Raw genomic sequence first — 24,090 nt, 5'->3', positions numbered from 1 at the left:
CCATAGGAGCATACGCCGGGGGGCGATGCATTGGGTACGAAGGCTGTCCGCTTGCTCTCGCGTTGGCTGGCAGCCTTTTGTTTGCTCCCCGCCGGGATATCAGGCGTTTCCGCCAATGAGTTCAGAATGCCGTCGATGTCGGCCGTTCGCGTCGAATGGCGCGCCGTTCTGGATCAGCTTCGCAGCGAGATTAGTTCCCGGCCGGCGATCGCGCAGCGCTTCACCTTCGCAGGCCAGCGGCGGGTGCCGGCATGGGATCCGCGCTCTGCGCCCGCGCTGGTGCAGTTGAACGCGATCAATTCGGCGATGTTCGCAGCAATCGGCCGCAGTCCGGTGCCGGTGCTGTTGCCGTTCGATACCGCGGCCTATCTCGAGGCCGAGGCCAGCGGCGCGCGCCATCCGTCGGTGTCACGCCACCAGGCCGGCTTCCGCCCCGTCGATCTGTTTCACGCCGGCCCCTCCGGCTACGACGCGGTGTTTTCACTCGATCCCGACGCCGGTGACGGCCTGCCGTCTCGGACGTTCACCCGTCCGGTCGAGGTGCAGATTACGGGCTCGATCCTTGTCTACGATCTTGCCGATCCGCTCAGCGGCAAGGGCGAGCCGGTCAAGGCGCTGGCGTCGCAATTTCCGGACATGCGCCGTTTCATTCGCGAAGGTTACGTCCGCTACGCCTTCACCCGTTTCGGCGTGCCCTATGTGGTGTCGATCCAGTGCCTCGATTCGGCGCCGCGGGCGCGGCGGCTGGCCTGCCGCGAGGCTTACCCGATTGCCGAGCGCTTCCTGAAGGCGCTGCGCATCGCCGGAGGCCAGCCGGCACGACCGCGCTTCGACGTGCCCTCCGGGGTTGCTGAACGGCCGGCCACCCTTTCGCCCGACTTCACCTATCGCCCGAGCGGCGACATCATTGCCAACAGCGGCGCGCGCAGGCGCGGCGGCCGCGCCGACCTGATCGCCTATTCGCAGATCCGCTTTCCGCTTGAGAGAGCTCCGGCCCGGGTCAGCTCGCAGCAGTTCACCAAGCGCAAATCCGGCGGCGTCTATCCGTGGCGGGACAATTTTTGCGAAGCCCGCAGTTTCCAGGTCGGCCAATGCGCGGCCGGCTTCGGTCACCAGGGCCAGGACATCCGCCCCGCGCCTTGCCCGCCGAACAGCAGCGCCGACAACGCCTGCCATCCGAGAAAGCAGGCGGTCGTCGCGGTCCGCGACGGCGTCGTCATCCGTTCCTTAAAGCAACAGGCGGCAACGCTGCAGATCAACACAGGCAACGAGCACATCCGTTTCCGTTACATGCACATGAACCCGTCAGCCATGGATGCGGACGGCATCCTCAACGGGCGCCGGGTCGCCGAGGGCGAGAAGATCGGCGTGGTTTCCAACTATCTCGATTTCCCGAACGGCACGTCATACCACCTCCACTTCGACGTGCAGGTGTTCACGCGTGACGGCTGGATCTGGGTCAACCCCTACACCACCCTGATCGCCTCCTACGAGCGGCTCATCCGCGGCCGCGGCCACGAGATCGGGACCGAGCCGCCGGCCGCCGTCGCGCATGCGTTGCCGAAGAATGTACGGCGTCACGTCGCGCGACAAGCGGAAGGCCGCGCTAACTAACCGCCAACCGGTTCGCTTCGGCCGCGAAACCGTTCAAACCTCTGCAATGGATTCCGTGGGCATTAACGGCTGGCGGCGCGCTCAGGCGACCTGCTTCCGGGCCGGCGGCGTCCAGCGAAATGCGGCGCCGAATCTGTTCCAGACATTGATCGAGGCGACCGCGGAGGTGAGATAGGCGAGCTCCTTCTCGGAGAATTCCGCGCTCGCCTGCGCATAGACCTCATCGCTGACGCCGTCTCTAAGCAACGTCAGCGCTTCCGTCCAGGCCAGCGCCGCACGCTCGCGCGCGGTGAACTGCGGCGCCTCGCGCCAGACCACCACGAGATTGAGCTTGTCGGTAGGCACGCCGAGCTTCTCGCCCTCCAGGATATGATACTGCACGCAAAAGGCACAGCCGTTGATCTGCGAGGCACGCAGCTTGATCAACTCGAGCAGTTGCTTGTCCATGCCTGCCTTGCCCGCGACCTGGCCGAGCGCCAGTACAGCCGCGTAGGCGTCGGGCGTCAGCGACATGAAATCTTTGTACTCTTTGCGGGCGTGTGACATTCTTCCTGCCTTCTGTTGTCAGTACTCTGCTTGATTATAAGAGACCCCGCACCCCGTCCATGGCTAACCGCATCGGCAAAACTGCCGCGGATTTCTGCCGAAAAAGCCGGTTCCCGCGGCGTCATAGCTTTTGGCGCAGGCACGCAACGCCGCTAGACTGAGCGCATGAAACAGCCTGATTCCAAGACTGCGCCGACCCGCCGCGCCCTGCTGCAAGGCAGCCTCGGTGCCGGCGCCTTGCTCGCGACCGGGCTTCCTGCATTTGCCGCACCGGCCGGCTTCGACCAGTGGCGCGACAATTTCCGCGCGCGTGCGCTGGCAAAAGGCATTTCAGACGCGACCTGGACGCGGGTGATGGGGCGCATCGAGCCCGATATGACCGTATTCCGGCAGATGCAGAAGCAGCCGGAATTCCATGAGCAGATCTGGCAATACATCAATCGCCGCGTCTCGGACTGGCGTATCATCAACGGCCGCGGAGCCCTGAAGAAGCACGAGCCGCTGTTCGCGCGGATCGAGCAGGATTTTGGCGTCGAGCGCGGCACGCTGCTCGCGCTGTGGGGCGTCGAATCCGCCTATGGCGATCCTTTGGTGCAGCAGAACCATATGCGCCCGATCTTTCCGGCGCTCGCAGCGCTGGCCTGGAACGAGCCGCGCCGCCGCGCCTATTGGGAGACCGAGCTGATCAACGCGCTCAAGATCGTCGATCGCGGCTGGGGCACGCCGGAGGAAATGCGGGGATCCTGGGCCGGCGCGATGGGGCACACGCAGTGGATGCCGGAAGTCTGGCTCAATGTCGGCATGGACTACGACAAGGACGGCCGCGTCTCGCCGTTCGGCAAGCCCGACGATGCGCTCGGCTCCAGCGCGCGCTATCTGCTCAACCGCGGCAAGTATCACCGCGGTGAGCACTGGGGCTATGAGGTGCGCGCATCCGGTGGGGCCTCGAGCGGCAGCCGTACCTACGCGGCATGGGCTAGCGCCGGCGTCACGCGCGCCGACGGCAAGCCGTTCCCACAACCGAACGCGTCGGCGCAGATGTGGGTGCCGGTCGCCGGGGGACCTTCGTTCCTGTTGGGCCCGAATTTCTATTCGGTGAAGAGCTACAACCCGTCAATGAACTACGCGCTGGCGATCTGCCATCTCGGCGATCGCATTTTGGGTGCACCGCCCTTCATCCAACCTTTCCCCGGCTCGGAGCGCGCGCTGACGCTCGCCGAAGTGCAGGAGCTGCAGACCCGGCTGACCAAGGCCGGCTTCGATACCGGAGGCACCGACGGCCGCGTCGGCAACGACACGATGAAGGCGGTGAAGGATTATCAGACCAAGATGGGCCTGCTGCCGGCGGATGGCTACGGCGGGCTGAAGGTGCTGGCGCGATTGAGGCAGGGCGGATAGCGACGCAGCTTCAACCTCGCACGGTTCGGCCGCGTCCTCTACATCGAGTCTGCAGTCAAGCTGCTTCCAGCGGTTCGGCTTCCTTCGCCAGCCGATCCACAAGATCATCCACTGCGCGTTCGGCCGCAGCGATCGACGCCTTCAAGCGTTCACCCCCGAACTCGTCATATTCGATGGCGATGCTGTGGAAGTCGGTGACGCCGAGGAAGCCGAACACGTCGCGCACCGACCCTTCGACATGGTTGATGTGCGCGATCCGTCCGCCTGGATCGTATCCGTAGTCACCCCGCGAACTGAGCATGATGAGACGTTTGCCCTTTCCAGCCAGTAGCTGCGAATAAGGATCGTCTGGCCGGGCACGGTCAAAGCCGAAAGTGCGACCGACCCGCACGACATTGTCGACATACGCCTTGAACTGCGCCGGCATTCCAAAATTGTACATCGGCACGCCAGCCACGATCAAATCTGCGGCGATGAGTTCATCGACCAATGCGTCGCTTTCCGCCAGCACATCATTCATCCACGGTTCGCGCAGTTCAGGTTTGGTGAAGGCCGCACCGATCCATTTCTCGGTGACGTGATGCGGTGGTGATTGGCCGACATCCCGATCGGTCACGAGGTCACTCGGCCGGTATTGCAGCCAACGCTGCACGAAGCGTTCCGTGAGGCGGCGCGTGTGCGACCCGCGAGGGAACCGGTCCGATCTGTCAGGCCGCGCACTGGCGTCAATCCGTAGCAAGTTCATGGCATATCTCCTTTCATCCTTGTTCGACTAGATGGATCAGGAAGAATGCATTGACAAAAGCAAATTGCTCATCACATGGATGAATTGCATTCATCTGTTAGGTCTGGCCGATGAGACGTCTTCCACCGCTGTCTGGGCTGCGGGCGTTCGAAGCCGCCGCGCGGCATCTGAGTTTCAAGCGTGCGGCTCAGGAGTTGCACGTGACGCCGACCGCCATCAGCCATCAGGTTCGGCAATTGGAAGAGGTGCTTGGCGTGAGCCTGTTCGAACGGCGGACGCGTCAGGTCCTGCTGACCGCGGAAGGGCAAGTCTTGCTGCCGGTTCTGCGCGACGGCTTCGATTCCTTCGCACGTGTCATCGAAGGATTGAGCCGCAGGCAGCGCCGCGCGACCGTGACACTTTCGGCCACTCCCGCGTTCACCGCCAAGTGGCTGGTGCCGCGCATCGCGGGCTTTCACAACGCAAGACCTGACATCGATCTCACGCTGCTGGCGACCCTGGAGGTCATGGACCTTAATTCGGGTGTCGCGGACCTCGCGTTGCGCTATGGCCCTGGCCCTTATCCCGATCTGAGCGCCGAACCGTTGGCCATCGATCGTTTTGCGCCAGTGGCAAGTCCGCGTCTTGGTCTGAAGAAGCCGGCCGATCTGCGCTCAGCGACCTTGCTGCATTTTGACTGGCGCCGCAGCGATAGCGGCAATCCGACCTGGCGGCGCTGGCTGAAGATCGCGGGTATCGACGGTGTCGATGCTCGGGCCGGGCTCCGCTTCAGCGATGAGACCCATGCGATCCAGGCCGCCGTCGCCGGCACCGGGGTTGCGTTGCACAGTCTGCTGCTGGTGTCGGAGGAACTCGCGACCAAAACGCTGGTCGTACCGTTCGGCCCGGAAATCGAAGGCTTCACCCTGCATCTAGCGCGCGGCTCCCGCAGACCCCTGACCGAACCGATCGAAGCAACGCAAGCCTGGTTGCGCGCACAATTCGCCAAAAGCTCACTTTCACGCTGATGCACGCGCGCGTAGCGCAGTCGATACTGCTGCCCACGTTTTCGTCTATGCGCGTCGCGCCACCCCACCTGCATTCATGCCGCCGTCGATAACAAGCTCCGTTCCCGTCACGTAGCGCGACGCATCGGACGCCAGATACAGCACGCCTTGCGCAATCTCCGCCGCCTGCCCGGCGCGGCCGAGCGGCGTGGCCAGTTTCGCGCGCTCCTCCGGATCGATCGGCGCGTTCTGCCCGCTACTTGTGGTGCCCACCGGAATCTTGCCCCAGATCGGCGTGTCGATGATGCCGGGATGCACCGAGTTGACGCGGATGCCGTCGCCAAACGTTGCGCATTCCATCGCGATCGACTTGGCGAACAGCCGCACACCGCCCTTGGTCGCGGAGTAGCCGGAAAGCCCGGCCGCGCCACGCAGGCCCGCCAGCGACGACATCATGATGATGGAGCCGCCGCCGGTCTTGCGCATCACGGGCAGGCAATGCTTCACCGACAGGAACACGCCGTCGAGGTTGATCGCGGTCTGCCGCCGCCAGTCCGCAAGCGACATCTCGGTGATCGACGGCACCGAAATGCCGATGCCGGCGTTCGAGACCAGCACGTCGAGCCGGCCGTAGCGCTTCATGACATCGGCCACGACTTCGATCCAGCGTTCCTCGCTGGTCACGTCGTGATGCCAGAAGCTCGCTTCCCCCGCCTTCTTGATCCGCGCAACGACTTCCGGGCCTCTCAAATCGTCGACATCGGTCACCGCGACCGACGCCCCCTCGCGCGCCAGCAACTCGCAAACCGCTTCGCCGATACCGGATGCGCCGCCCGTCACCAGCGCGACCTTGCTCTGAACCTGCCCTGCCATTTCGCCTCCCGTTTGTTATTATTGGGTTCGAACTATCTGATCACGGCCGGTCCAGGATCCGGCACCGCGACGTCGAGCACGCGCAACTGCACCCGTTCCGAACCTTGAAAACGATCGACCGCGAGCGATCCTGCCACGTGCAAAAGCTGGCCGCGGTTCTGTGACAGCGCGTCTCCGAGCTTCTGTCCGACCGCGCGGAACGCGATGCCGTTGACGATCGCGCCGTCGCCCGACTTGAAGCGCACGCGCAGATGCGCCTGCCCCACTTCGTCGGCATAGACGAGCTGATGCGCCGGCAGCGCGATCACCGGCTCCGGATTGGCCGCGCCGAACGGCCCGGCGCGGTTCAGCGTATTGGCGAATTCCACGGTCACGCTGCGCGCGCTGACGGCGCCATCGATGAACAGCTCGTTCTCGTGACGGGAATTGGCGACGTCCTCGGCCAGCGCGCTTTCCATGAAGGCACGAAACTCCGCGAGCTTCTCTTTGCGCAGCGTCACGCCGGCAGCCATGGCATGGCCGCCGCCCTTCATCAAAAGGCGCTCCTTCACCGCCTGCCGCACGGCCTTACCGAGATCGACGCCCGAGATCGAGCGGCCCGAGCCGGTGCCGATGCCGCCCGGCTCGAGCGCAATGGCAAAGGCGGGACGCGCAAATTTCTCCTTCAGCCGCGAGGCGACGAGACCGACAATGCCGGGATGCCAGCCTTCGGCGGCGGTCACAATCACCGCGCCCTTGTCTTCGAGCCCGAGCGAGGCCAGCGCCTCGGCCTCAGCCTGCGCTTCGGCCGCCTGCTCGATGACGCGGCGCTCGTTGTTCAGCCGGTCGAGTTCGGCCGCGATCCGCGCGGCCTCCGAGACGTCGCCCTCCAGCAAGAGCCGCACGCCGAGATCGGCGCGCCCGATCCGGCCGCCCGCATTGATACGCGGCCCCAGCATGAAGCCGAGATGCCAGGCTTCGGGCGGGCCGTTCAGCCGCGCCACATCCATCAGCGCGGTATGCCCGACATGGTCGCGGCGGCGCATTGCGATCAGGCCCTTGGCGACGAAGGCGCGGTTGAGGCCTATCAGCGGCGCGACATCGGCTACGGTGCCGAGCGCCACATGGTGCAGCATGCCCAAGAGATCCGGCTCCGGCAGCTCCGCGCTCCAGAAGCCGCGGCCGCGCAACTCGCGGTTCACAGCGACCAGCGTGATCAGCACGAGACCGACAGCGGCGAGATGGTCGAGGCCGGAGAGATCGTCCGGGCGATTCGGATTCACCAGCGCGTCGACCTCGGGCAATTCATCGCCGGTCTGGTGATGGTCGATGACGACGACGGATAGGCCGAGCTTTCGCGCTTCCGCCAGCGGCTCGGTGCTGGTGGTGCCGCAATCGACGGTCACCAGCAGCGTTGCGCCCTTGGCGGCCAGCGCCCGCACCGCCTCGACATTGGGGCCATAGCCTTCAAAGATCCGATCCGGGATGTGGATAAGCGGATCCAGCCCACAATGGCGCAGATGCCAGGCCAGCAGCGCCGCGGACGTGGCACCGTCGACGTCGTAGTCGCCGAAGATCGCCACTTTTTCCCCACGGATGGCCGCGTCAGCGATGCGTTTGGCCGCCAATTCCATCTGCGTCACGGTGTGTGGATCGGGCATCAGTTTGCGGATGGTCGGATCAAGGAAGTCCTGAACCTCGTCGATCCCGACATCGCGGCCCGCCAGCACGCGGGCCAGCATTTCCGGCAACTGATAGCGCTGAGTGATCGCCAGCGCCCGCGCCGCTCCCCTGAGGTCGAGCCGATCGCGCCACAATTTGCCCGTCGCCGAACGCGCCACGCCGAGAAACGCCGGCGGCAGTTCAACGGGAAGTGCGGATGCGGGAAGGATCATGATGCCTTCGAAAGATAGGGGCTAAGCGGGTTGTGGGCCATGCCGACAAATGCGACTTGCACAAAGAAGATGCAACTTCATCAGGTAAAACTACCCGCAAGCCGCCGGAACTTAAACCAATCGTTAGCCATGATCCCCGACAAAGGAGTCGAATACGCTCTCATTTGAGTCCCGCCGATCCGCAGAAGATCGACATCCGCACAAAGACTGAGGAATTCCCGCCAATGTCCGTCGCGCTTCGCTCCCAAACCGCAACGACCGCAAAACAGCCGGCCAAATCAGCGGGCACCGAGGACGAATCCGACGTTTCCGCGCTGATCGCGAGATTGACCGCCGAGGTCAACCAGGTCGCCTGCGAGAAGACCAAGTCGATCCAAAAGATCACCAACCAGATGAAGATGCTGGCGCTGAACGCGTTGATCGAGAGTTCGCGCGCCGGCGCGCAAGGTGCGGGCTTTGCGGTGGTGGCGCAGGAGGTCCGCAACGTCGGCCAGCAGGTCGAGACGATTGCCCGCGAGCTCGAAAGCCAGCTCACCAACCGGACCGGCAATCTGATGAATTCGATCGCGCAGATGGCCGACCGCTCGCGCGGCGAACGCATGGTCGATCTATCGCTCAACGCCATCGAGCTGATCGACCGCAACCTCTATGAGCGCACCTGTGACGTGCGCTGGTGGGCAACCGATTCCGCCGTGGTCGATTGCGCGGCCGCGCCACAGGCTGCCGCCGTCAATCATGTGTCGGAACGGATGGCGGTGATCCTCGGCGCCTATACCGTCTATCTCGATCTCTGGCTCTGCGATTTCGACGGCAATGTGCTGGCCAACGGCCGTGCCGATCGCTTTGGCGTCGTGGGCCAGAACGTGGCGCAGACCAAGTGGTTTCGCGCCGCGCGAGCCCTGCGCTCCGGCGACGACTACGCCGTCGGCGACGTCGAATGCCAACCTTTGCTCGGCAACGCCCAGGTCGTGACCTACTGCGCCAGTGTCCGCGAAGGCGGCAAGGCGCACGGCAGACCGACCGGCGTGCTGGCCATTCATTTCGACTGGGAACCGCAGGCCCGCGCCATCGTCCAGGGCGTGCGCGTCGGCGCGGCCGACCAGGCGCGGGTGCTGCTGGTCGATTCGAATTTCCGGGTGATCGCCGCCTCCGACGGCCAAGGCCTGCTCACCGAGCGCCTCTCGCTCCAGCTCGAAGGAAGGCGCTCCGGCTTCTATCAGGACCGCTCCGGAACGATGATCGCGTTCCACGCCACGCCCGGCTACGAGACCTACAAGGGCCTCGGCTGGTTCGGTGTGATCCAGGCTGGCACGGGATAAGCCCGCCTCGCCAATCGTCAGCACCCCAGCCGGTCGGCGATCTCGCCAAAATCCTCGGCGACGATGTCCCAATTGCCCGTCGCCTCGAAATCGTATTTCTGGTGCGGGCCGTATTCGGTCGGGCGCGCGACGAACGCGGTCTTCAGGCCGTTTTGCTGCGCGGCTTTCAGATCGCCATTGTGGGCGGCGACCATCATCACCTCACCCGGCGACAGGCAGAGCAATTTGGCGGCGCCGAGATAGGTTTCGGGATCGGGCTTGTAGTGCTCGAACAATTCCGCCGACATGATGAGATCCCACGGCAGGCCGGCGAATTTTGCCATGTTGGTCAATAGCGCGACGTTGCCGTTGGAGAGCGGCGAGATGATGTACTTCTTCTTCAACCGCGTCAGCCCGGGCACGCTGTCGGGCCACGGATGCAGGCGGTGCCAGCCCATCGTCAAATAGTGCAGATCGGCGTCGCTCAGTCCCTTGATCGCGAATTGCGCGACCAGCTTTTCGAGCGAGCGGCGGTGCAGGGTGTCGAGGATCTGATAGCCGCGTTCGGGATGTTTGCGCACCTCGTCCATCGAGGCCATGTAGACGGCACGCCAGCCATCGACGAGCGCGGTCCAGTCGGCCTTGATGCCGGTGGTTTTCGACCATTGTGTGAAATCGTTGATGAGGCTGGTGCGCCAGTCGACCACCGTGCCGAACACGTCGAACACCAGCGCCTTCACGGCTGATACGTCGGACATGCGAGCCCCTCCCGTTTCTTCTTGTCATTCCGGGGCGCGCGTAGCGCGAGCCCGGAATCTCGAGGTTCTCAGATGCGCAATTGCGCATCGTAGTTCGATGCTACCCATCGCCCCGGAACGACGGCTCATTAGTCGAGATGAAACTTGTCCAACTGCCGGTGCTCCGCCTTGATGTAGCGCACCGTGCCGGTCACCGAGCGCATCACCACCGTTTCGGTCTCGATCACCTCATCCTTGCGGAACTTGACGCCCGTCAGCAGCGACCCGGTCGTGACGCCAGTTGCCGCGAACAGGCAATCGCCCCGCACCATGTCCTCGATTCCGTAGATCATTTTTGGATCGGTCACGCCCATCTTGTGCGCGCGCTCGCGCTTCTCCTCGCTGTCGAGGATCAGCCGGCATTGCATCTGGCCGCCGATGCAGCGCAGCGCCGCCGCCGCCAGCACGCCCTCGGGCGCGCCGCCGGTGCCGATATACATGTCGACGCCGGTGTTGTCGGGGTCGGCACAATGGATCACGCCGGCCACGTCGCCATCGGTGATCAGCCGTACCGCGGCGCCGGTCGAGCGGATGCTGGCGATGATGTCGGCGTGGCGCGGCCGATCGAGCACAAGGACTGTGATCGCGCCAGGCTCGACGCCTTTGGCTTTGGCGAGCCGGCGGACATTGTCGGCAGGCGACGCGTCGAGCTCGACCACGCCCTTGGCGTAGCCCGGGCCGATCGCAAGTTTCTCCATGTAGACGTCGGGCGCGTGCAGCAGCGTACCGCCATCGGCCATCGCCATGGTCGCGATCGCGCCCGGCATGTTCTTGGCGCACAGCGTGGTGCCTTCCAACGGGTCGACGGCGATATCGACCTGAGGACCTGCGTTCAGCCCGACCTTCTCGCCGATGAACAGCATCGGCGCCTCGTCGCGCTCGCCCTCGCCGATCACGATGGTGCCTTCGATCGGCAGCTTGTTGAGCTCGCGGCGCATCGCGTCCACCGCGGCCTGGTCCGCCGCCTTCTCCTGGCCGTGGCCGCGCAGCCGTGCGGCCGAAACGGCTGCACGTTCCGTCACCCGCACGATTTCAAGCGTCAGGATGCGCTCGAGCAGCAATTGCGGCGGAACGGAAATATGGGTCGACATAGCGAGCACTCCTTAAATCTTCACCGGGCCCCCGGCCCGTCTTCAACCATTGAGCGCGCAATCCCTTGCAAATCGCGCTAGTTTTTTTCGATCCGTATCACCTGCGGCCGGCCGCTGATCACCTTATCGCGCTGCACGGCCTCCAGCGCACGGTACACCGCATCCTCGGAAGTGGCGTAGGTAATTAGAATGACCGGAACCGGCGCGCCTTTCTTCGTTGCACCGTTCGCGTCGACACCTTCGGGGTGACGCTGCACGATCGATTCCAGCGAAATCTTCTGTTCGGCGAGGCGGGTGGCGATGGTGGCGGCGGTGCCGGCGAGGTCGCGCGCCATCAGGCGGATGTAGTAGCCGCCCTCATGCCGCTCCATCGGCGCCTTGGTGGTGTCGCGCAGCCGTTCCACCGGGCGGCCGAACGGCTTTGCGCGAATGCCGCGCGCCACGTCCGCGATGTCGGCGACGACAGCGGACGCCGTCGCGGCGCCACCGGCGCCCGGCCCCACCAGGGTGATCGGGGGAATGCCCTCGCCGTCGACGGTCACCGCGTTGGTGACGCCCATCACCTGCGCGATCGAGGACGATTTCGGCACCATGGTCGGATGCACGCGTTGCTCGATGCCCTTGGCGGTGCGCACCGCGACCCCGAGCAGCTTTACGCGGTAGCCGAGTTCTTCGGCGGCGCGAAGATCCTCCGGCGCGATCGAGGAGATGCCTTCAACATAGACCGCGCTCTGCGCCACCTTGGTGCCGAAGGCAAGACTCGCCAGGATCGCGAGCTTCTGCGCCGTGTCATGACCATCGACGTCGAAGGACGGATTGGCTTCGGCATAGCCCAGCCGCTGCGCGTCCTTCAGGCATTCGGCGAACGACAAGCCTTCCTGCTCCATCCGGGTCAGGATGTAGTTGCAGGTGCCGTTGAGGATGCCATAGACGCGGTTGACGCCGGTGCCAGCAAGCCCTTCGCGTAAGGTCTTGATGACGGGAATGGCGGCACCGACGGCGGCCTCGTAGTTGAACGCGCCGCCGTGCTTCTCGGCCGCCTTCGCCAGCCGCACGCCGTGCTTGGCGATCAGCGCCTTGTTGGCGGTTACAACCGACTTGCCGGATTTCAGCGCGGCCTCGATCGCCGACAGCGCCGGATCGCCGGCGCCGCCTATCAGTTCGACGAAGCAATCGACGTTGGCGTCGCTTGCCAGATCAAGCGGGCTTTTCGCCCAATCGATGCCGCGCAGATCGAGCGAACGCCTCTTTGTCTTCGAGCGCGCGGTGACGGCAACGACGCGCACCCCGCGCCCGCTGCGCTCGGCAAGCGTCCGCGACTGCTCTTCGATGAGGCGGACGACTTCGGCACCAACAGTGCCGAGCCCCGCGATACCCACTCTCAGGGGTGCGACCATGAATGAGAGAACCTGCAATAAAAGGAATTAGCGCCGGTTGGCGAGAGGAACCACGTTGTGCAACGTTTCAATGCCGCTTTCAAGGAAGCGGCGCACCCCGCGCGCGGCCTGGCGGATACGCTGTTCGTTTTCTACCATGGCGATGCGGACATAGCCCTCGCCATGCTCGCCGAAGGCGACGCCGGGCGAAACCACCACGCCCGACTTCTCCACCATCAATGTCGCGAACTGCATGCTGCCGACGCCTTCAAATGCCTTGGGCAGCGGCGCCCAGGCGAACATCGAGGCCTGCGGCGGCGGGATCTCCCAGCCGGCCCGGCCAAACGATTCGACCAGCGCGTCGCGGCGCCTGCGGTAGGTGTCGCGCATCTCCTTGATGCAATCGTCCGGTCCGTTCAGCGCGGCGGTGGCCGCTACTTGAATGGGCGTGAACGCGCCGTAGTCGAGATAGGATTTCACCCGCGCCAGCGCGGCGATGATCCGCTCGTTGCCGACGGCAAAGCCCATGCGCCAGCCCGCCATCGAAAACGTCTTCGACATCGAGGTGAATTCGACGGTAACGTCGATTGCGCCGGGAACCTGCAGCACCGAGGGCGGCGGATGCCGGTCGTCGAAATAAACTTCGGCGTAGGCCAGATCCGAGAGGATGAAGATCTCGTGCTTCTTCGCGAACGCCACCAGATCCTTATAGAAATCGAGCTCGGCGACATAGGCGGTCGGATTGGAGGGATAACAGACGATCAGCGCAATCGGCTTCGGAATCGAATGAATGATCGCGCGCTCCACCGCCTCGAAAAACTGCGGCGTCGGTTCCGAGGGCACCGAGCGAATCACGCCGCCCGCCATCAGAAAGCCGAAGGCGTGAATCGGGTAGCTCGGATTGGGGCAGAGCACGACGTCGCCGGGCGCGGTAATCGCCTGCGCCACATTGGCAAAGCCTTCCTTCGAACCCAGCGTCGCAACGATCTGGGTATCCGGATTGAGCTTTACGCCGAACCGCCGTCCGTAATAGGCGGCTTGCGCCTTGCGCAGGCCATTGATGCCGCGCGAGGCCGAGTAGCGATCGGTCCGCGGCTTGCCCAGCGTCTCCTTCAGCTTCTCGAGCACATGGGGCGGCGTCGGCAAATCCGGATTGCCCATGCCCATGTCGATGATGTCGGCCCCGGCATTGCGCGCGGCCGCCTTGGCCTGGTTGACCTTCTCGAACACGTAAGGCGGCAGACGGCGAATGCGATAAAAATCTTCCATGGGACCCTTGCTCCGACAACCGGCAGGACAGAATCGAACGGAACCTGCGCGCTACGAAACCCGATCGGCTTCGTCCAAAAATCGCGTCCAATCAAGGATTTGGAGCGAATTCAGGCGCGAGGTCTTAAGGCTCTGGACCCGCAATGCGGTTGAATTGGGTTCTTTTAGCACGGGAGCCCGGCAGCGCCAGTAATTAGGTCACTTCTTGGCGGGTTTTGGCGGGGTAGCGGCGGCCGCCTGACGGTCGCGAGCGGCGGTCAATTCTGCCTGGATTTTAGCCAACTCGGCCGGCTTCATCGCCTCCTCGTTGCGGTCCGGCGGCAGGTCGTGAACCGGTAGATAACCACCAGCTTCCTTCGGGCGCTCTGGCGCGTCAGCCGGCAGGCCGAAGCCCGGCATATCGGCGATCTGGGTCGAGCAGCCGCCGAGCACAATGGTCGCCGCAAGCAGCGTGGCAACCGACCACAGCCTTATCGTTCGATCCACCGCCATCCGTTCCGGAATCCCCAACTACCTGATGCAGTGCACGCGCATCGCGACGACATCTATGTGCTGGTACGAGCCTTGCAACGCAAAATCGTCCCGCGGCGTTGATTTCGCCAGAACCGTTCAAACCATTGTTGCCCGAAACGATTAAAGCCCAAAGAGCAAACCGAGCCGATGCGGCTGCAATGTGTCGGTCAGAACACAAGAACTTTATCGCAGTGCAACAGGGTTAACCCAAACTTGTCGCCACCAATCCACGCGGTGACGAACGCAAAATGAAGCTATAGTGTCTCTGATATGAGTGACGTCAACACCGAAACCCAGGCTTCGACAACTTTCAACGCCGAAGCCTTCGCCATGAACATCGCCAAAGCGATGGAGACGAGCGGCCAGGCGCTCGCGGCCTATCTCAAGCCGCGCGAGGACGGGGAGCCGAAGGACAAGCCGCCGAGCGAGCTCGGTGAAGTCATCAAGACCTTCACCAAGGTGGCGGAATACTGGCTGACGGACAAGGAGCGCGCCGAAGCTCTGCAGACCAGAATGGGCAAAGCCTATCTCGATCTCTGGGGCTCTGCGATGCGCCGCATGGCCGGCGAACAGGCCAAGCCTGCGATCGAGCCGTCGCCGCGCGATAAGCGCTTCAAGGATCCGGAGTGGAAATCGAATCTGTTCTTCGATTTCGTGCTGCAGCTCTATCTGCTCACCGCGCAATGGGCGCAAGAACTGGTGAAGAACGCCGAAGGCGTCGATCCGCACACGCGCAAGAAGGCCGAGTTCTACGTTCAGCAAATCACCAACGCGATCGCTCCGTCGAATTTCGTGCTTACCAATCCGGAAGTGCTGCGCGAGACGCTGGCCTCGAACGGCGACAACCTCGTTCGCGGCATGAAGATGCTGGCCGAGGACATCGAGGCCGGGCGCGGCATGCTGCGCATCCGTCAGTCCGATCCGTCGAATCTCGAAGTCGGCGTCAACATGGCGACGACGCCGGGCAAGGTGATCTACCAGAACGAGCTGATGCAGCTCATCCAGTACACGCCGACCACGGAGACGGTGTTGCGCACGCCGCTCCTGATCGTGCCGCCCTGGATCAACAAGTTCTACATTCTCGATCTCAAGCCGGAAAAGTCCTACATCAAATGGTGCGTCGACCAGGGCATCACGGTGTTCGTGATCTCTTGGGTCAATCCGGACAAGGAACTCGGCAAGAAGACCTTCGACGACTACATGAAGGAAGGCCCGCTGACCGCGATGGACGTCATCGAAAAGGTGACGGGCGAGATGAAGGTCCATACCGCCGGATACTGCGTCGGCGGCACCCTGCTGGCGTCGACGCTTGCCTGGCTCGCCGAGAAGCGCCGCCAGCGCGTCACCTCGGCGACGTTCTTTGCGGCGCAGGTCGACTTCACCCATGCCGGCGATCTGCTCGTGTTCGTCGACGAAGACCAGATCGCGACGCTGGAGCGCGAGATGGAAGCACGGGGCGTTCTCGAAGGCAGCAAGATGGCGATGGCCTTCAACATGCTGCGCTCCAACGACCTGATCTGGTCCTATGTCGTCAGCAACTACCTGAAGGGCCAGCCACCCTCCTCCTTCGACTTGCTGCACTGGAACTCCGACGCCACGCGGATGCCGGCGGCCAACCATTCCTATTACCTGCGCAACTGCTACCTGGAGAACCGGCTCTCCTCCGGCAGCATGGTGCTCGATAACACCCTGCTCGATCTCTCGAAGGTCAAGGTGCCCATCTACAATCTGGCGACGCGCGAGGACCACATCGCGCCGGCGGACTCGGTGCTCTACGGTTCGCAGTTCTTCGGCGGCCCGGTCAGATATGTGCTGTCCGGTTCGGGCCACATCGCAGGCGTAGTCAACCCGCCGGCCGCGGGCAAATACCAATACTGGACCAACGACAACATCAAGGATGTCACGCTCGCCGACTGGCTGAAGAACGCCACCGAGCACAAGGGTTCGTGGTGGCCCGACTGGCTGCAATGGCTGGAGGGCATCGACGCCGAGCGCGTGCCCGCGCGCGCCGTCGGTTCCGAGGAGATGCCGCCGATCGAGGACGCACCCGGCAGCTACGTCAAGGTCCGCGCGTAGCATTGAGGCGCGCTGTTGGGTATAACCGGCCATCCCATGGCGGGATCGTTGAGGGGAAACCATGACGCAACCAATAACGCGTGAATTGTTCTGGCTGACTCTGACCGTGATTTTGACCGGGCTGATGTGGATCCCCTACATCATCAATCGCTGTCAGGTGCGCGGCCTCTCCGGCGCCATGGCCAACCCCTCGCGCAACGACAAGCCGCACGCGGATTGGGCCAATCGGATGATGTTCGCACATGACAACGCGGTCGAGAACCTCGTGATTTTCGCGCCGCTGGTCCTGATCCTCAACGTAATCGACTATTCCGACCGATGGACCGTGCTCGCCTGTGCCGTGTATTTCTGGTCGCGCGTCGCGCATCTGATATTCTACACGCTGGGCCTGCCGGTGTTCCGAACGGTAGCCTTCACCGTCGGATTCCTGGCGCAAGCCGTGCTAGCGCTGGCGATCTTCAGGGTGGTTTGAGGCAACTATCCTATCCTTAGGACATTCTTCTCCTTGCGCCCTCATCGAGAACGCTGAAGGGCGAACTACGGTGCGCAATTGCGCACCTGAGAATCTTGAAATTCCGGGCCTAGCCGTAGCGTCCCCGTGAGGCGAGAATGCGCATGAGATCCAATAAGGACTTTCTTGAATTCCACCGATTGCCAAGAGAGGTCATCTTATCCCTCATTGATCGCGCGCAGTCGTTGGCGACAGCTTGGCACGATCGCGCCATGCCTCAGAGCTTGTCCGGCAAACGCATTGCCCTCATTGCCGACGATAGTGGATGGAGAAATACGACCGCGTTTGATCTGGGCATACAGGCCATGGGCGGCATCTGTGTCCAATCGCCAATCAAGTTCAATGTCCTTGAAGCCACGGCGGATTTAGCGAGATATCTCGACGACTGGTTCGACATTTTGGTCGTCCGCACCAAAGAGCTGTCGGCCTTGAAAGAACTCGCATCAATTGCCGAAGCTGCCGTGATAAATGCGAGAACGAGGTCCAATCACCCTTGCGAAACACTTGGCGATCTCGCCTATGTCCAAAGCAAGAGAGGAACTCTTGAGGGAATGAAGGTCGTTGGCGTTGCGCCAGACGCCAACATCTTCCGATCGTGGGTGGAAGCTTCGATCTCGATTCCTATCCAAGTGAGACAGGTCTATCCGGAGAACTGGCACGTCAAAGACGTGTCGCTATTGGGTCCAAACTTCGCTGCAAGCACTGATCTTGCAGAGCTATGGGACGCGGACGTGATCGTTACTGACTCATGGCCAAGCGATGCAAATGAAGAAGAGATGCTGGAATACCAGATCTCGACGTCTATTCTGGAGAAATGTCGTCCCGACGCCATCTTCCTTCCCTGCCCACCCGTTTCCAGGGAAAAAGAAGTTACTGCTGATGCAATACGTCACCCAACCTGCCAGAGCACGGCAGCAAAGGCCTATCTTCTACACGCGCAAAACGCGCTGCTCGAATGGATCGCCACATAGCCATATGAGCCGCCTGCAGCCATGTGGTGGCTGAAGGCCCTTCCGCATCCCGCATATCAATGAAAAACCCCCGAGGCTTCGCCCCGGGGGTTCTCGGTGGCGCCTTTGAAACAGCGCTTAGTACTTCGCAACGACAGGCGAATTGAAGTGGTAGTTGATGCCGGTGCGGAAGACGTGCTCGGTAACCGAACGGGTTGTCGTCGCCGGAACCGCGCCGAAGATGAAAGAGTCCGACGTCGAGCCGAGGTCGACGTAGAGATATTCGGTCTTCGTCGTCCAGTTCGGGCCCAGCAATCCTAGAAGTGTAAAGGGCGTCTCGATGCCCGCGCCCGCGGTCCAGCCGGCATTGGTGTGCGAGAACGATTGCGTCACCGGGCCAACGAAGGAGTTCGTGTCGATCTTGGTCTTGATGCTGCCATAAGCGAGACCGCCGGTCGCATAGAACAAGGTCGAGCCGACCGAATAACCCAGCCGCCCGCGAACCGTGCCGAACCATGGCAGGGTGGCATCGTAAGCCGCGCTCACTCCTGCTAATCCGCAGCCCAATACGCACGTCTTGTCGTCTTGCAGGGTGGCCCCCTGGATATCGGCTTCCAAGCCGAACACCCAGTTAGCGGCCTGCCAGTTGTAGCCCGCCTGCACGCCGCCAATGAAACCGTCGGGGGCCAGGTTGAAGGTGTCCACGAACGGGCCCAGCACGCTCAGCGAGCTTCGGTCACGGCCGTAGCCGGATCCGAAATTGCCGCCGAGATAGAAACCGCTCCAATTGGCCGCGGCCACCGGCTGATAATTCGAGTTGCCGCCGATCCGGTAGTTCAGGCCGGCGCGGAAGATGTTTTGGCGGATCTCGGTATTCACGTTGCTTGGGAAGAACAAGAGCGCGGCGAAGTCGGTCCGGTTGCCGAGATTCAGGTAAAGATGTTCGATCTTTCCGGTCCAATTGCCGCCGAGCGCAGCCTCCACGCCACTGCCCACCACCCATCCACCCTGGGTGCGATCGGTTGAAAACGTCGCCGGAACCGGACCCGGCCCCGATTGAGTTATCGTGGTGTTGACGTTGCCATAGGCAAAGCCGGCCGTGACGTAGCTCAGCACCGGTCCCTTGGCCAGGCCGATACGCCCGCGAATGGTTCCAAACCAGTCGAGCTCCTGGCTGTAGTTCGTAAGCAAGCCGCCGGCGAAATTCAGATTGGTGCGGTCGTCGCTGAGGCCGGCTCCTTGGAGATCCGCTTCAACACCAAAAACCATCGGCCCGAGGACGGAATTCGTCTGCCAGTTGTATCCAATCTGCCCGCCACCGAGCCCGCCTTGAGGCTGCAGGTAAAGCGAATAGTTTTGCCCCGGAAGCGGCTGATGTTGCGTCCGATCGCGTCCGAGCCCCCCTCCGGCGTTGACGCCGACATAGAAGCCGGTCCAGTCGTAGACGGCTGCGAGTGCTGGGGCTTTGGTGTAGGGACGAGCGGCGAAGTCTGCGGCGAGCGTCGGAGCGGATCCGAGGCCAACGAGAGCGGTTGCCAACAGGTACTTCTTCATTTTCATTACGGCATTCCCAGTCCGGCATTCCCAGAACATCCGACACACGCGCTGTCAGCAGTCGGAAGGCACCTTTACTGGATTCTCATAACAACTCTGTAGCCCGGCAGCCACATATCCGGGGAATTCCCCGCGCGACGGGCGGCAATTTCGATGACTGCAAGATGGCAATCAGCCGGCTTTTTTGGCAACCACGAACAGCATCGACGCCATCTTGTCGTCGAACCCGATGACTTCGCCGCTTTCGATCGTCAGCGAACTCCATTTGCCTGCCTCGGCATAGGTGGCGCGCAGCCAGTCTGGCGACGGATAATTGTTATAGCGATTGAGCGTATCGCGGCCGTCGCCATCGCCTTCCTTGTAGCTTGCGAAGAAATAGCCTGTGGGCTTCAGCGCGCGCCAGACCAGTCTGACAACATCGGCAAGCTGGTTACGGGGAACGTGAAGCAAGCAAGCATTGGCCCAGACACCATCGTGCGCCTCGATCGCGTCGAGATCATGAAACAGCAGCGTCTCGACGCTGCGGTTGAGATGCTTTGAGGCGATAGCCGCCATTTCGGGCGACCCGTCGGTTGGACGGACATCGAACCCACGCGCCAGCATTTCCGCTGTGTCGCCGCCGGCGCCGCAGCCGAGTTCGAGGATGGAAGCGCCCGGCGGCAGCAGCGCCAGAAAGGCCGTCAGACGCGCCTGCCGCGAGGTGAACGTGCGCCTGGAATAGGCCTCGGCATTGCCGCGGTAGAATTGCAGGGTTTGCTCGTCCACCGCAGCACCTCACATCATGGAAACAGCGCGATCTGCTCCAGCCCGGCCGTCTCGGGCAATCCGAACATCAGGTTCATGTTCTGGATCGCCTGCCCGGCCGAGCCCTTCACCAGGTTGTCGAGCGTGGAAATCACGATCGCCCGGTTTTTGATGCGGTCGGCGACGACGCCGATCTGCACATAGTTGGAGCCGCGCACGTTCTGGGTCTGCGGCAGCACGCCCTTCTTGGCGACATGTACAAACGGCTCGTTGGCGTAGGCCTTCTCCAGTGCGGCTCGCAGATCGTCCGGCGTCGCGCCGTTGAGCTTGACGTAGGACGTGCAGAGTTCGCCGCGCGCCATCGGGATCAGATGCGGCGTGAAATTCACCGTCACCGCAGCGCCCGCGGCGATGCCGATCTCCTGCTCGATCTCCGGCGCGTGCCGGTGGGTGCCGACCGAATAGGGCGACAGCCCCTCGCCCGCCTCGCTGAACAGCGTGTTCTGCTTCAAGCCGCGCCCGGCGCCGGTAACGCCCGACTTGGCGTCGATGACGATGTCGTCGACGTCGATCAGTTTTGCCTTGGCGAGCGGCACCAGCGCGAGCAGCGCCGCGGTCGGGTAACAGCCGGGACATGCGATCAGCCGCGCGGCCGCAATCTTCTCGCGGTAGAATTCGGTGAGGCCGTAGACCGCTTCGCCCTGCAGTTCGAGCGCCCGGTGCTCATGGCCGTACCATTGCGCATAGGTGTCCTTGTTGCGCAGCCGGAAATCGGCGGACATGTCGAGCACCTTGATGTTGGGATTGGCCCTGAGGACGGCGGCGATGATCTCCTGCGTGGTGCCGTGCGGCAGCCCGCAGAATACCGCGTCGAGCGTGGTCCAGTCGACCTTCTCCCACTCGACCAGCTTCGGCAGATCGAGCATGAAGAAATGCGGGAACACGTCGCCCATCGACTTGCCGGCGTGGGTGTTGGCGGTGAGCGCGGTGATCTCGGCGTTCGGATGCCGCGCCAACAGGCGCACCGCGTCGGCTCCGGTGTAACCGGAGGCACCGAGAATGCCGATCTTCTTTTTCGAGCTCATCACGCGTTCCTTTCTTCGGGCGTCGTCGTTTGCTTGTCTTGTACCGTAACCGCCGTGAATGCCAGCGGCCGTGCCGCGCGCATCAGGGCTGCGATTTCGCGCGCGTCGGCGTCGCCTTGCGAGGCGAGCGCCTGGGCCAACGCGGTGTAGTCGGCGTCCGACTTGTGCTGGTTCAGCTTGAAGCTGCCCTCCACCTCTTCGACCGTCATCTCGAGTCCCACGATCGCCTTTTTCATGGCCACCAGCCGCCCCGCCGTCATCTTTGACGACAGCCACGGCTTCTTCGGCAATAGCCTCTCCTCAAACTTCGCGCTCAGCGTATCGATCTGCGCGGCGAGTTCATCATCCGACATCACCCGCACGGGGCCGGTCAGATGCACCGCCTGATAGAGCCAGGTCGGCACCTGATCCGGCGACACGTACCAGTCCGGCGACACATAGGTATCGGTGCCATTGACGGCCAACAGCCACGGGGTCGCGCCGTCAGCGAGCTTCACCAGCGGATTTTGCCGCGCAACGTGAAACGCCGCGTGCGGCGTGCCGTCACTGGCCGAGGTCAGATAGAATGGCAGCGACGAGGCGACCGGCTTGTTGCCATTCCACGCGCAGGCCAGACCGAAGCCGCGCGCTTCCGCAAACGCCAGGCTCGCGGCGCGGTCGGACTTGAACGGTGGTGGCGTATACATCTCAAACTCCTGATTGACGTAGGAGCCGCCAGTTCAGACCGCGTTTTCTGGAAAAGGGAGAAGCCGCGGGACCGGATCCGGCGGCAGAGGCGACAGTCTCAAACGCAGACGTCCGCCCATACCGCGATGATGGCGCGGCGGCGGCGAGCGATGGAGATGGTCACGGCGATAGTCATGGGCGCGGCTATAAGGCCGCCCCCGGCTGTCGTCAAGAGATACACGTCATTTCGGGATGGTCCGTCAGGACCAGACCCGGAATCTCGAGATATTTGCGCACCATAGTTCGATGCTGCGCATCGCCCCGGAATGACATCGCGCCTCAGATCACCGGACTCCACGGCGCCGGGATCAGCCGGTAGCCATTGCCGTCCTTCTCGACGAAGCCGTTGGCCGGGAATGGATAATGGAAGCCCTGGACCCGCATCTTGTCGGCGACCAGCATGTCATAGACCCGGCGGCGGGTCTTTTCCGCCAATGCCGGATCCTGGTCGAACATCAGGTGCCAGCCCGGATTGGTGACGAACAGCGCCGGCAGGTTGGTGACATCCGATTGGATGAACACCTTGTCGGAGCCGGATGCGAGAACATAGGAGGTATGGCCCGGCGTGTGGCCGATGGTTTCCACCGCCGTCAGTCCGGGAGCTACTTCCTTGCCCCATTCATAGGGCGTCACCTTCGTCTTAAGTCCCGCCTCGAGCACGCGGCGGGCGTTCTTGAAGACGGTCTGCATCCGCCCTTCCGGCGCACGGCTCATCTCGCCGTCGTCCATGAAATATTTCCATTCCGCCGCCGGCACCAGCACCTCGGCATTGGGGAAAGTCGGCGCGTTCTCCGCGGTCAAAAGGCCGTTTATGTGGTCACCATGGAAGTGCGAGATCACGACGATGTCGACTGCCTTGGGGTCGAAGCCCGCGGCAACCATGTTGGCGCCGAACTGGCCGACATTGCCCTTGCTCGATGCAAAGGCTGCGGCGCCGTTACCGGTATCGACCACCACGAGCTTGCCACCGGTATTGATGACCAGCGGCGCGAACCGGATCGACATCTTGTCCTTCGGCATGAAGGCCTTTTCGAGCGCCGCGTTGACTTCGTCCTTCTTGGCGTTGAGCACGAACGTGTCGGGCAGCGCGAAATTGTTGACGCCGTCAGAAATGGCCGTCACCTGGGCATCGCCCACCTTGTAGCGATAGAAGCTCGGCGCCTGCTTGTCCGCCACGGGGGCGGCCGCCCTGGCGGACGCCTGCGGCAAGAGCGGTGTGGCGGCGAGCGCCGCGGCGCCAGTGAGTGCGTGACGACGTGTCAGTTCCATGGTGATGTTCTCCCCAGTGAGATGATGGATACGAGCGCGGGATTCACCCCGCTTTGATGCGTGCCCTTGGGCGGTCGCCGCTGGACCTATCCGCACTTCTGCGATAGCGCGACGACACGACGGCAATGCGAAGGGGCTGTTGTCTATCGATGCTGGGGCTAACACCCCCGTCATCCGCTTATTCCGTTCGATGCTACACCACCCGCCAAAGCCATTCGGCGATCTTCCCCATGACGTCGCCTACCAGCAGCAGAACGGCCGACCAGACCAGGGCCGAGACAAAATTGGCGATCTGAAAGGGCCAATATGACATCTCGAAAATGCCGGCTGCGAGCGGCACCGAGGCGCGCAGCGGTCCGAAGAACCGGCCGATGAAGATCGAAGGCACGCCCCATTTCTTAACGAAGTCCTCGCCGCGCAGCAGGATTCCCGGATAGCGCGACAGCGGCCACATCTCTGCGACGTGTTCCTTGTATTTGAAGCCGATCCAGTAAGAGACCCAGTCGCCGAGCGCCGCGCCGATGCCGCCGGCGAGCCAGACCGGCCAAAAGCTGATGCCGCTGACGCCGATCAGCGCGCCGATCGCGACCAGCGCCCCCCAGGCCGGCACCAGCAGCGAGACGAAGGCAAGCGATTCGCCGAATGCCAGCACCAGGACAATCGGTGCCGCCCACGCCTGGTTGTCGCGCACGAAATCAGCGAGGGCGCGCACATAGTCTTCCATGTATTGAGTGCCTTCCCCGCCCCGTTCACACCCTTGAACTTTCGTCTGATTCAAGGTTATGCGACAACTAA

The 24,090-nt window shown here is 63.0% G+C and carries 22 protein-coding genes; 7 read left to right on the top strand and 15 right to left on the bottom strand.

Going from position 1 to position 24,090, the window contains the following annotated elements:
* Positions 1 to 126: 126 nt before the first annotated feature.
* Positions 127 to 1,614: a M23 family metallopeptidase gene (locus KJQ96_RS22260; RefSeq protein ID WP_309142449.1), complete on the top strand. Its 1,488-nt coding sequence runs from the start codon at positions 127 to 129 to the stop codon at positions 1,612 to 1,614.
* 81 nt (positions 1,615 to 1,695) lie between these two features.
* Here KJQ96_RS22260 and KJQ96_RS22255 read toward each other — a convergent pair whose 3' ends face one another.
* The gene (locus KJQ96_RS22255; RefSeq protein ID WP_213288668.1) at positions 1,696 to 2,160 is read right to left on the bottom strand and encodes a carboxymuconolactone decarboxylase family protein; all 465 of its coding nucleotides are present in this window, start codon (positions 2,158 to 2,160) and stop codon (positions 1,696 to 1,698) included.
* A gap of 165 nt (positions 2,161 to 2,325) precedes the next feature.
* Here KJQ96_RS22255 and KJQ96_RS22250 point away from each other — a divergent pair, with 165 nt between their 5' ends.
* Positions 2,326 to 3,558 (top strand): lytic murein transglycosylase, encoded by a 1,233-nt coding sequence (locus KJQ96_RS22250; protein ID WP_213288667.1) that lies wholly within the window; start codon positions 2,326 to 2,328, stop codon positions 3,556 to 3,558.
* 55 nt (positions 3,559 to 3,613) lie between these two features.
* Here KJQ96_RS22250 and KJQ96_RS22245 read toward each other — a convergent pair whose 3' ends face one another.
* Entirely contained in the window at positions 3,614 to 4,303 is a 690-nt protein-coding gene (locus KJQ96_RS22245) for an FMN-dependent NADH-azoreductase (protein ID WP_213288666.1), read from the bottom strand.
* A 110-nt stretch (positions 4,304 to 4,413) separates the two neighbouring features.
* On the opposite strand from KJQ96_RS22245, the gene KJQ96_RS22240 reads away from it, so the two are divergent.
* A complete protein-coding gene (locus KJQ96_RS22240; protein WP_213288665.1) occupies positions 4,414 to 5,310 on the top strand; it encodes a LysR substrate-binding domain-containing protein in 897 nt (298 codons plus the stop codon).
* Between the two features lie 45 nt (positions 5,311 to 5,355).
* Here the strand turns inward: KJQ96_RS22240 and KJQ96_RS22235 are convergent, their stop codons facing one another.
* Both KJQ96_RS22235 and recJ read right to left on the bottom strand, forming a co-directional pair.
* Positions 5,356 to 6,162: a glucose 1-dehydrogenase gene (locus KJQ96_RS22235; RefSeq protein WP_213288664.1), complete on the bottom strand. Its 807-nt coding sequence runs from the start codon at positions 6,160 to 6,162 to the stop codon at positions 5,356 to 5,358.
* 32 nt (positions 6,163 to 6,194) lie between these two features.
* Complete coding sequence (gene recJ / locus KJQ96_RS22230) at positions 6,195 to 8,036, bottom strand: single-stranded-DNA-specific exonuclease RecJ (protein WP_213288663.1); 1,842 nt, start codon at positions 8,034 to 8,036, stop codon at positions 6,195 to 6,197.
* Between the two features lie 224 nt (positions 8,037 to 8,260).
* Here recJ and KJQ96_RS22225 point away from each other — a divergent pair, with 224 nt between their 5' ends.
* On the top strand, positions 8,261 to 9,355 hold the full coding sequence (locus KJQ96_RS22225; RefSeq protein ID WP_213288662.1) for a methyl-accepting chemotaxis protein: 1,095 nt from the start codon (positions 8,261 to 8,263) through the stop codon (positions 9,353 to 9,355).
* Positions 9,356 to 9,372: 17 nt separating this feature from the next.
* Here the strand turns inward: KJQ96_RS22225 and KJQ96_RS22220 are convergent, their stop codons facing one another.
* The 5 genes from KJQ96_RS22220 to KJQ96_RS22200 all read right to left on the bottom strand — a co-directional run bounded on the left by KJQ96_RS22220 (position 9,373) and on the right by KJQ96_RS22200 (position 14,359).
* Positions 9,373 to 10,092 carry a haloacid dehalogenase type II gene (locus tag KJQ96_RS22220; protein WP_213288661.1) on the bottom strand — a complete coding sequence of 240 codons (720 nt, stop codon included), beginning with the start codon at positions 10,090 to 10,092 and terminating at the stop codon, positions 9,373 to 9,375.
* A 128-nt stretch (positions 10,093 to 10,220) separates the two neighbouring features.
* Positions 10,221 to 11,222, bottom strand: a complete 1,002-nt coding sequence (gene glpX / locus KJQ96_RS22215; RefSeq protein ID WP_213288660.1) for a class II fructose-bisphosphatase — start codon at positions 11,220 to 11,222, stop codon at positions 10,221 to 10,223.
* A 77-nt stretch (positions 11,223 to 11,299) separates the two neighbouring features.
* Positions 11,300 to 12,619: a homoserine dehydrogenase gene (locus KJQ96_RS22210; RefSeq protein ID WP_213288659.1), complete on the bottom strand. Its 1,320-nt coding sequence runs from the start codon at positions 12,617 to 12,619 to the stop codon at positions 11,300 to 11,302.
* A 27-nt stretch (positions 12,620 to 12,646) separates the two neighbouring features.
* A complete protein-coding gene (locus KJQ96_RS22205) occupies positions 12,647 to 13,867 on the bottom strand; it encodes an LL-diaminopimelate aminotransferase (protein ID WP_213288658.1) in 1,221 nt (406 codons plus the stop codon).
* 198 nt (positions 13,868 to 14,065) lie between these two features.
* A complete protein-coding gene (locus KJQ96_RS22200; RefSeq protein ID WP_213288657.1) occupies positions 14,066 to 14,359 on the bottom strand; it encodes a hypothetical protein in 294 nt (97 codons plus the stop codon).
* A 291-nt stretch (positions 14,360 to 14,650) separates the two neighbouring features.
* On the opposite strand from KJQ96_RS22200, the gene KJQ96_RS22195 reads away from it, so the two are divergent.
* From KJQ96_RS22195 to KJQ96_RS22185, 3 genes are all read left to right on the top strand, one after another.
* A complete protein-coding gene (locus KJQ96_RS22195; protein ID WP_213288656.1) occupies positions 14,651 to 16,456 on the top strand; it encodes an alpha/beta hydrolase in 1,806 nt (601 codons plus the stop codon).
* Between the two features lie 73 nt (positions 16,457 to 16,529).
* Positions 16,530 to 16,928 carry an MAPEG family protein gene (locus tag KJQ96_RS22190; protein WP_213288702.1) on the top strand — a complete coding sequence of 133 codons (399 nt, stop codon included), beginning with the start codon at positions 16,530 to 16,532 and terminating at the stop codon, positions 16,926 to 16,928.
* Positions 16,929 to 17,065: 137 nt separating this feature from the next.
* Complete coding sequence (locus KJQ96_RS22185; RefSeq protein WP_213288655.1) at positions 17,066 to 17,938, top strand: ornithine carbamoyltransferase; 873 nt, start codon at positions 17,066 to 17,068, stop codon at positions 17,936 to 17,938.
* A 117-nt stretch (positions 17,939 to 18,055) separates the two neighbouring features.
* Here the strand turns inward: KJQ96_RS22185 and KJQ96_RS22180 are convergent, their stop codons facing one another.
* The 6 genes from KJQ96_RS22180 to KJQ96_RS22155 all read right to left on the bottom strand — a co-directional run bounded on the left by KJQ96_RS22180 (position 18,056) and on the right by KJQ96_RS22155 (position 24,019).
* Complete coding sequence (locus KJQ96_RS22180; RefSeq protein ID WP_213288701.1) at positions 18,056 to 19,471, bottom strand: outer membrane protein; 1,416 nt, start codon at positions 19,469 to 19,471, stop codon at positions 18,056 to 18,058.
* 171 nt (positions 19,472 to 19,642) lie between these two features.
* Positions 19,643 to 20,236, bottom strand: a complete 594-nt coding sequence (locus KJQ96_RS22175; RefSeq protein WP_213288654.1) for a bifunctional 2-polyprenyl-6-hydroxyphenol methylase/3-demethylubiquinol 3-O-methyltransferase UbiG — start codon at positions 20,234 to 20,236, stop codon at positions 19,643 to 19,645.
* Positions 20,237 to 20,250: 14 nt separating this feature from the next.
* Positions 20,251 to 21,300, bottom strand: coding sequence for an N-acetyl-gamma-glutamyl-phosphate reductase (gene argC, locus KJQ96_RS22170; RefSeq protein ID WP_213288653.1), 1,050 nt, complete (start codon positions 21,298 to 21,300; stop codon positions 20,251 to 20,253).
* Complete coding sequence (locus tag KJQ96_RS22165; RefSeq protein ID WP_213288652.1) at positions 21,300 to 21,986, bottom strand: FMN-binding negative transcriptional regulator; 687 nt, start codon at positions 21,984 to 21,986, stop codon at positions 21,300 to 21,302. Before KJQ96_RS22165 ends, argC begins: the two co-directional genes overlap by 1 nt.
* A gap of 319 nt (positions 21,987 to 22,305) precedes the next feature.
* The gene (locus tag KJQ96_RS22160) at positions 22,306 to 23,295 is read right to left on the bottom strand and encodes an MBL fold metallo-hydrolase (protein ID WP_213288651.1); all 990 of its coding nucleotides are present in this window, start codon (positions 23,293 to 23,295) and stop codon (positions 22,306 to 22,308) included.
* Positions 23,296 to 23,488: 193 nt separating this feature from the next.
* Positions 23,489 to 24,019, bottom strand: coding sequence for a DedA family protein (locus tag KJQ96_RS22155; RefSeq protein ID WP_213288650.1), 531 nt, complete (start codon positions 24,017 to 24,019; stop codon positions 23,489 to 23,491).
* Positions 24,020 to 24,090 lie beyond the last annotated feature (71 nt).

The sequence above is a fragment of the Bradyrhizobium sp. sGM-13 genome, assembly GCF_018398875.1.
GTDB lineage: Bacteria > Pseudomonadota > Alphaproteobacteria > Rhizobiales > Xanthobacteraceae > Bradyrhizobium.
This window is presented reverse-complemented; position numbering and strand designations above follow the sequence as displayed.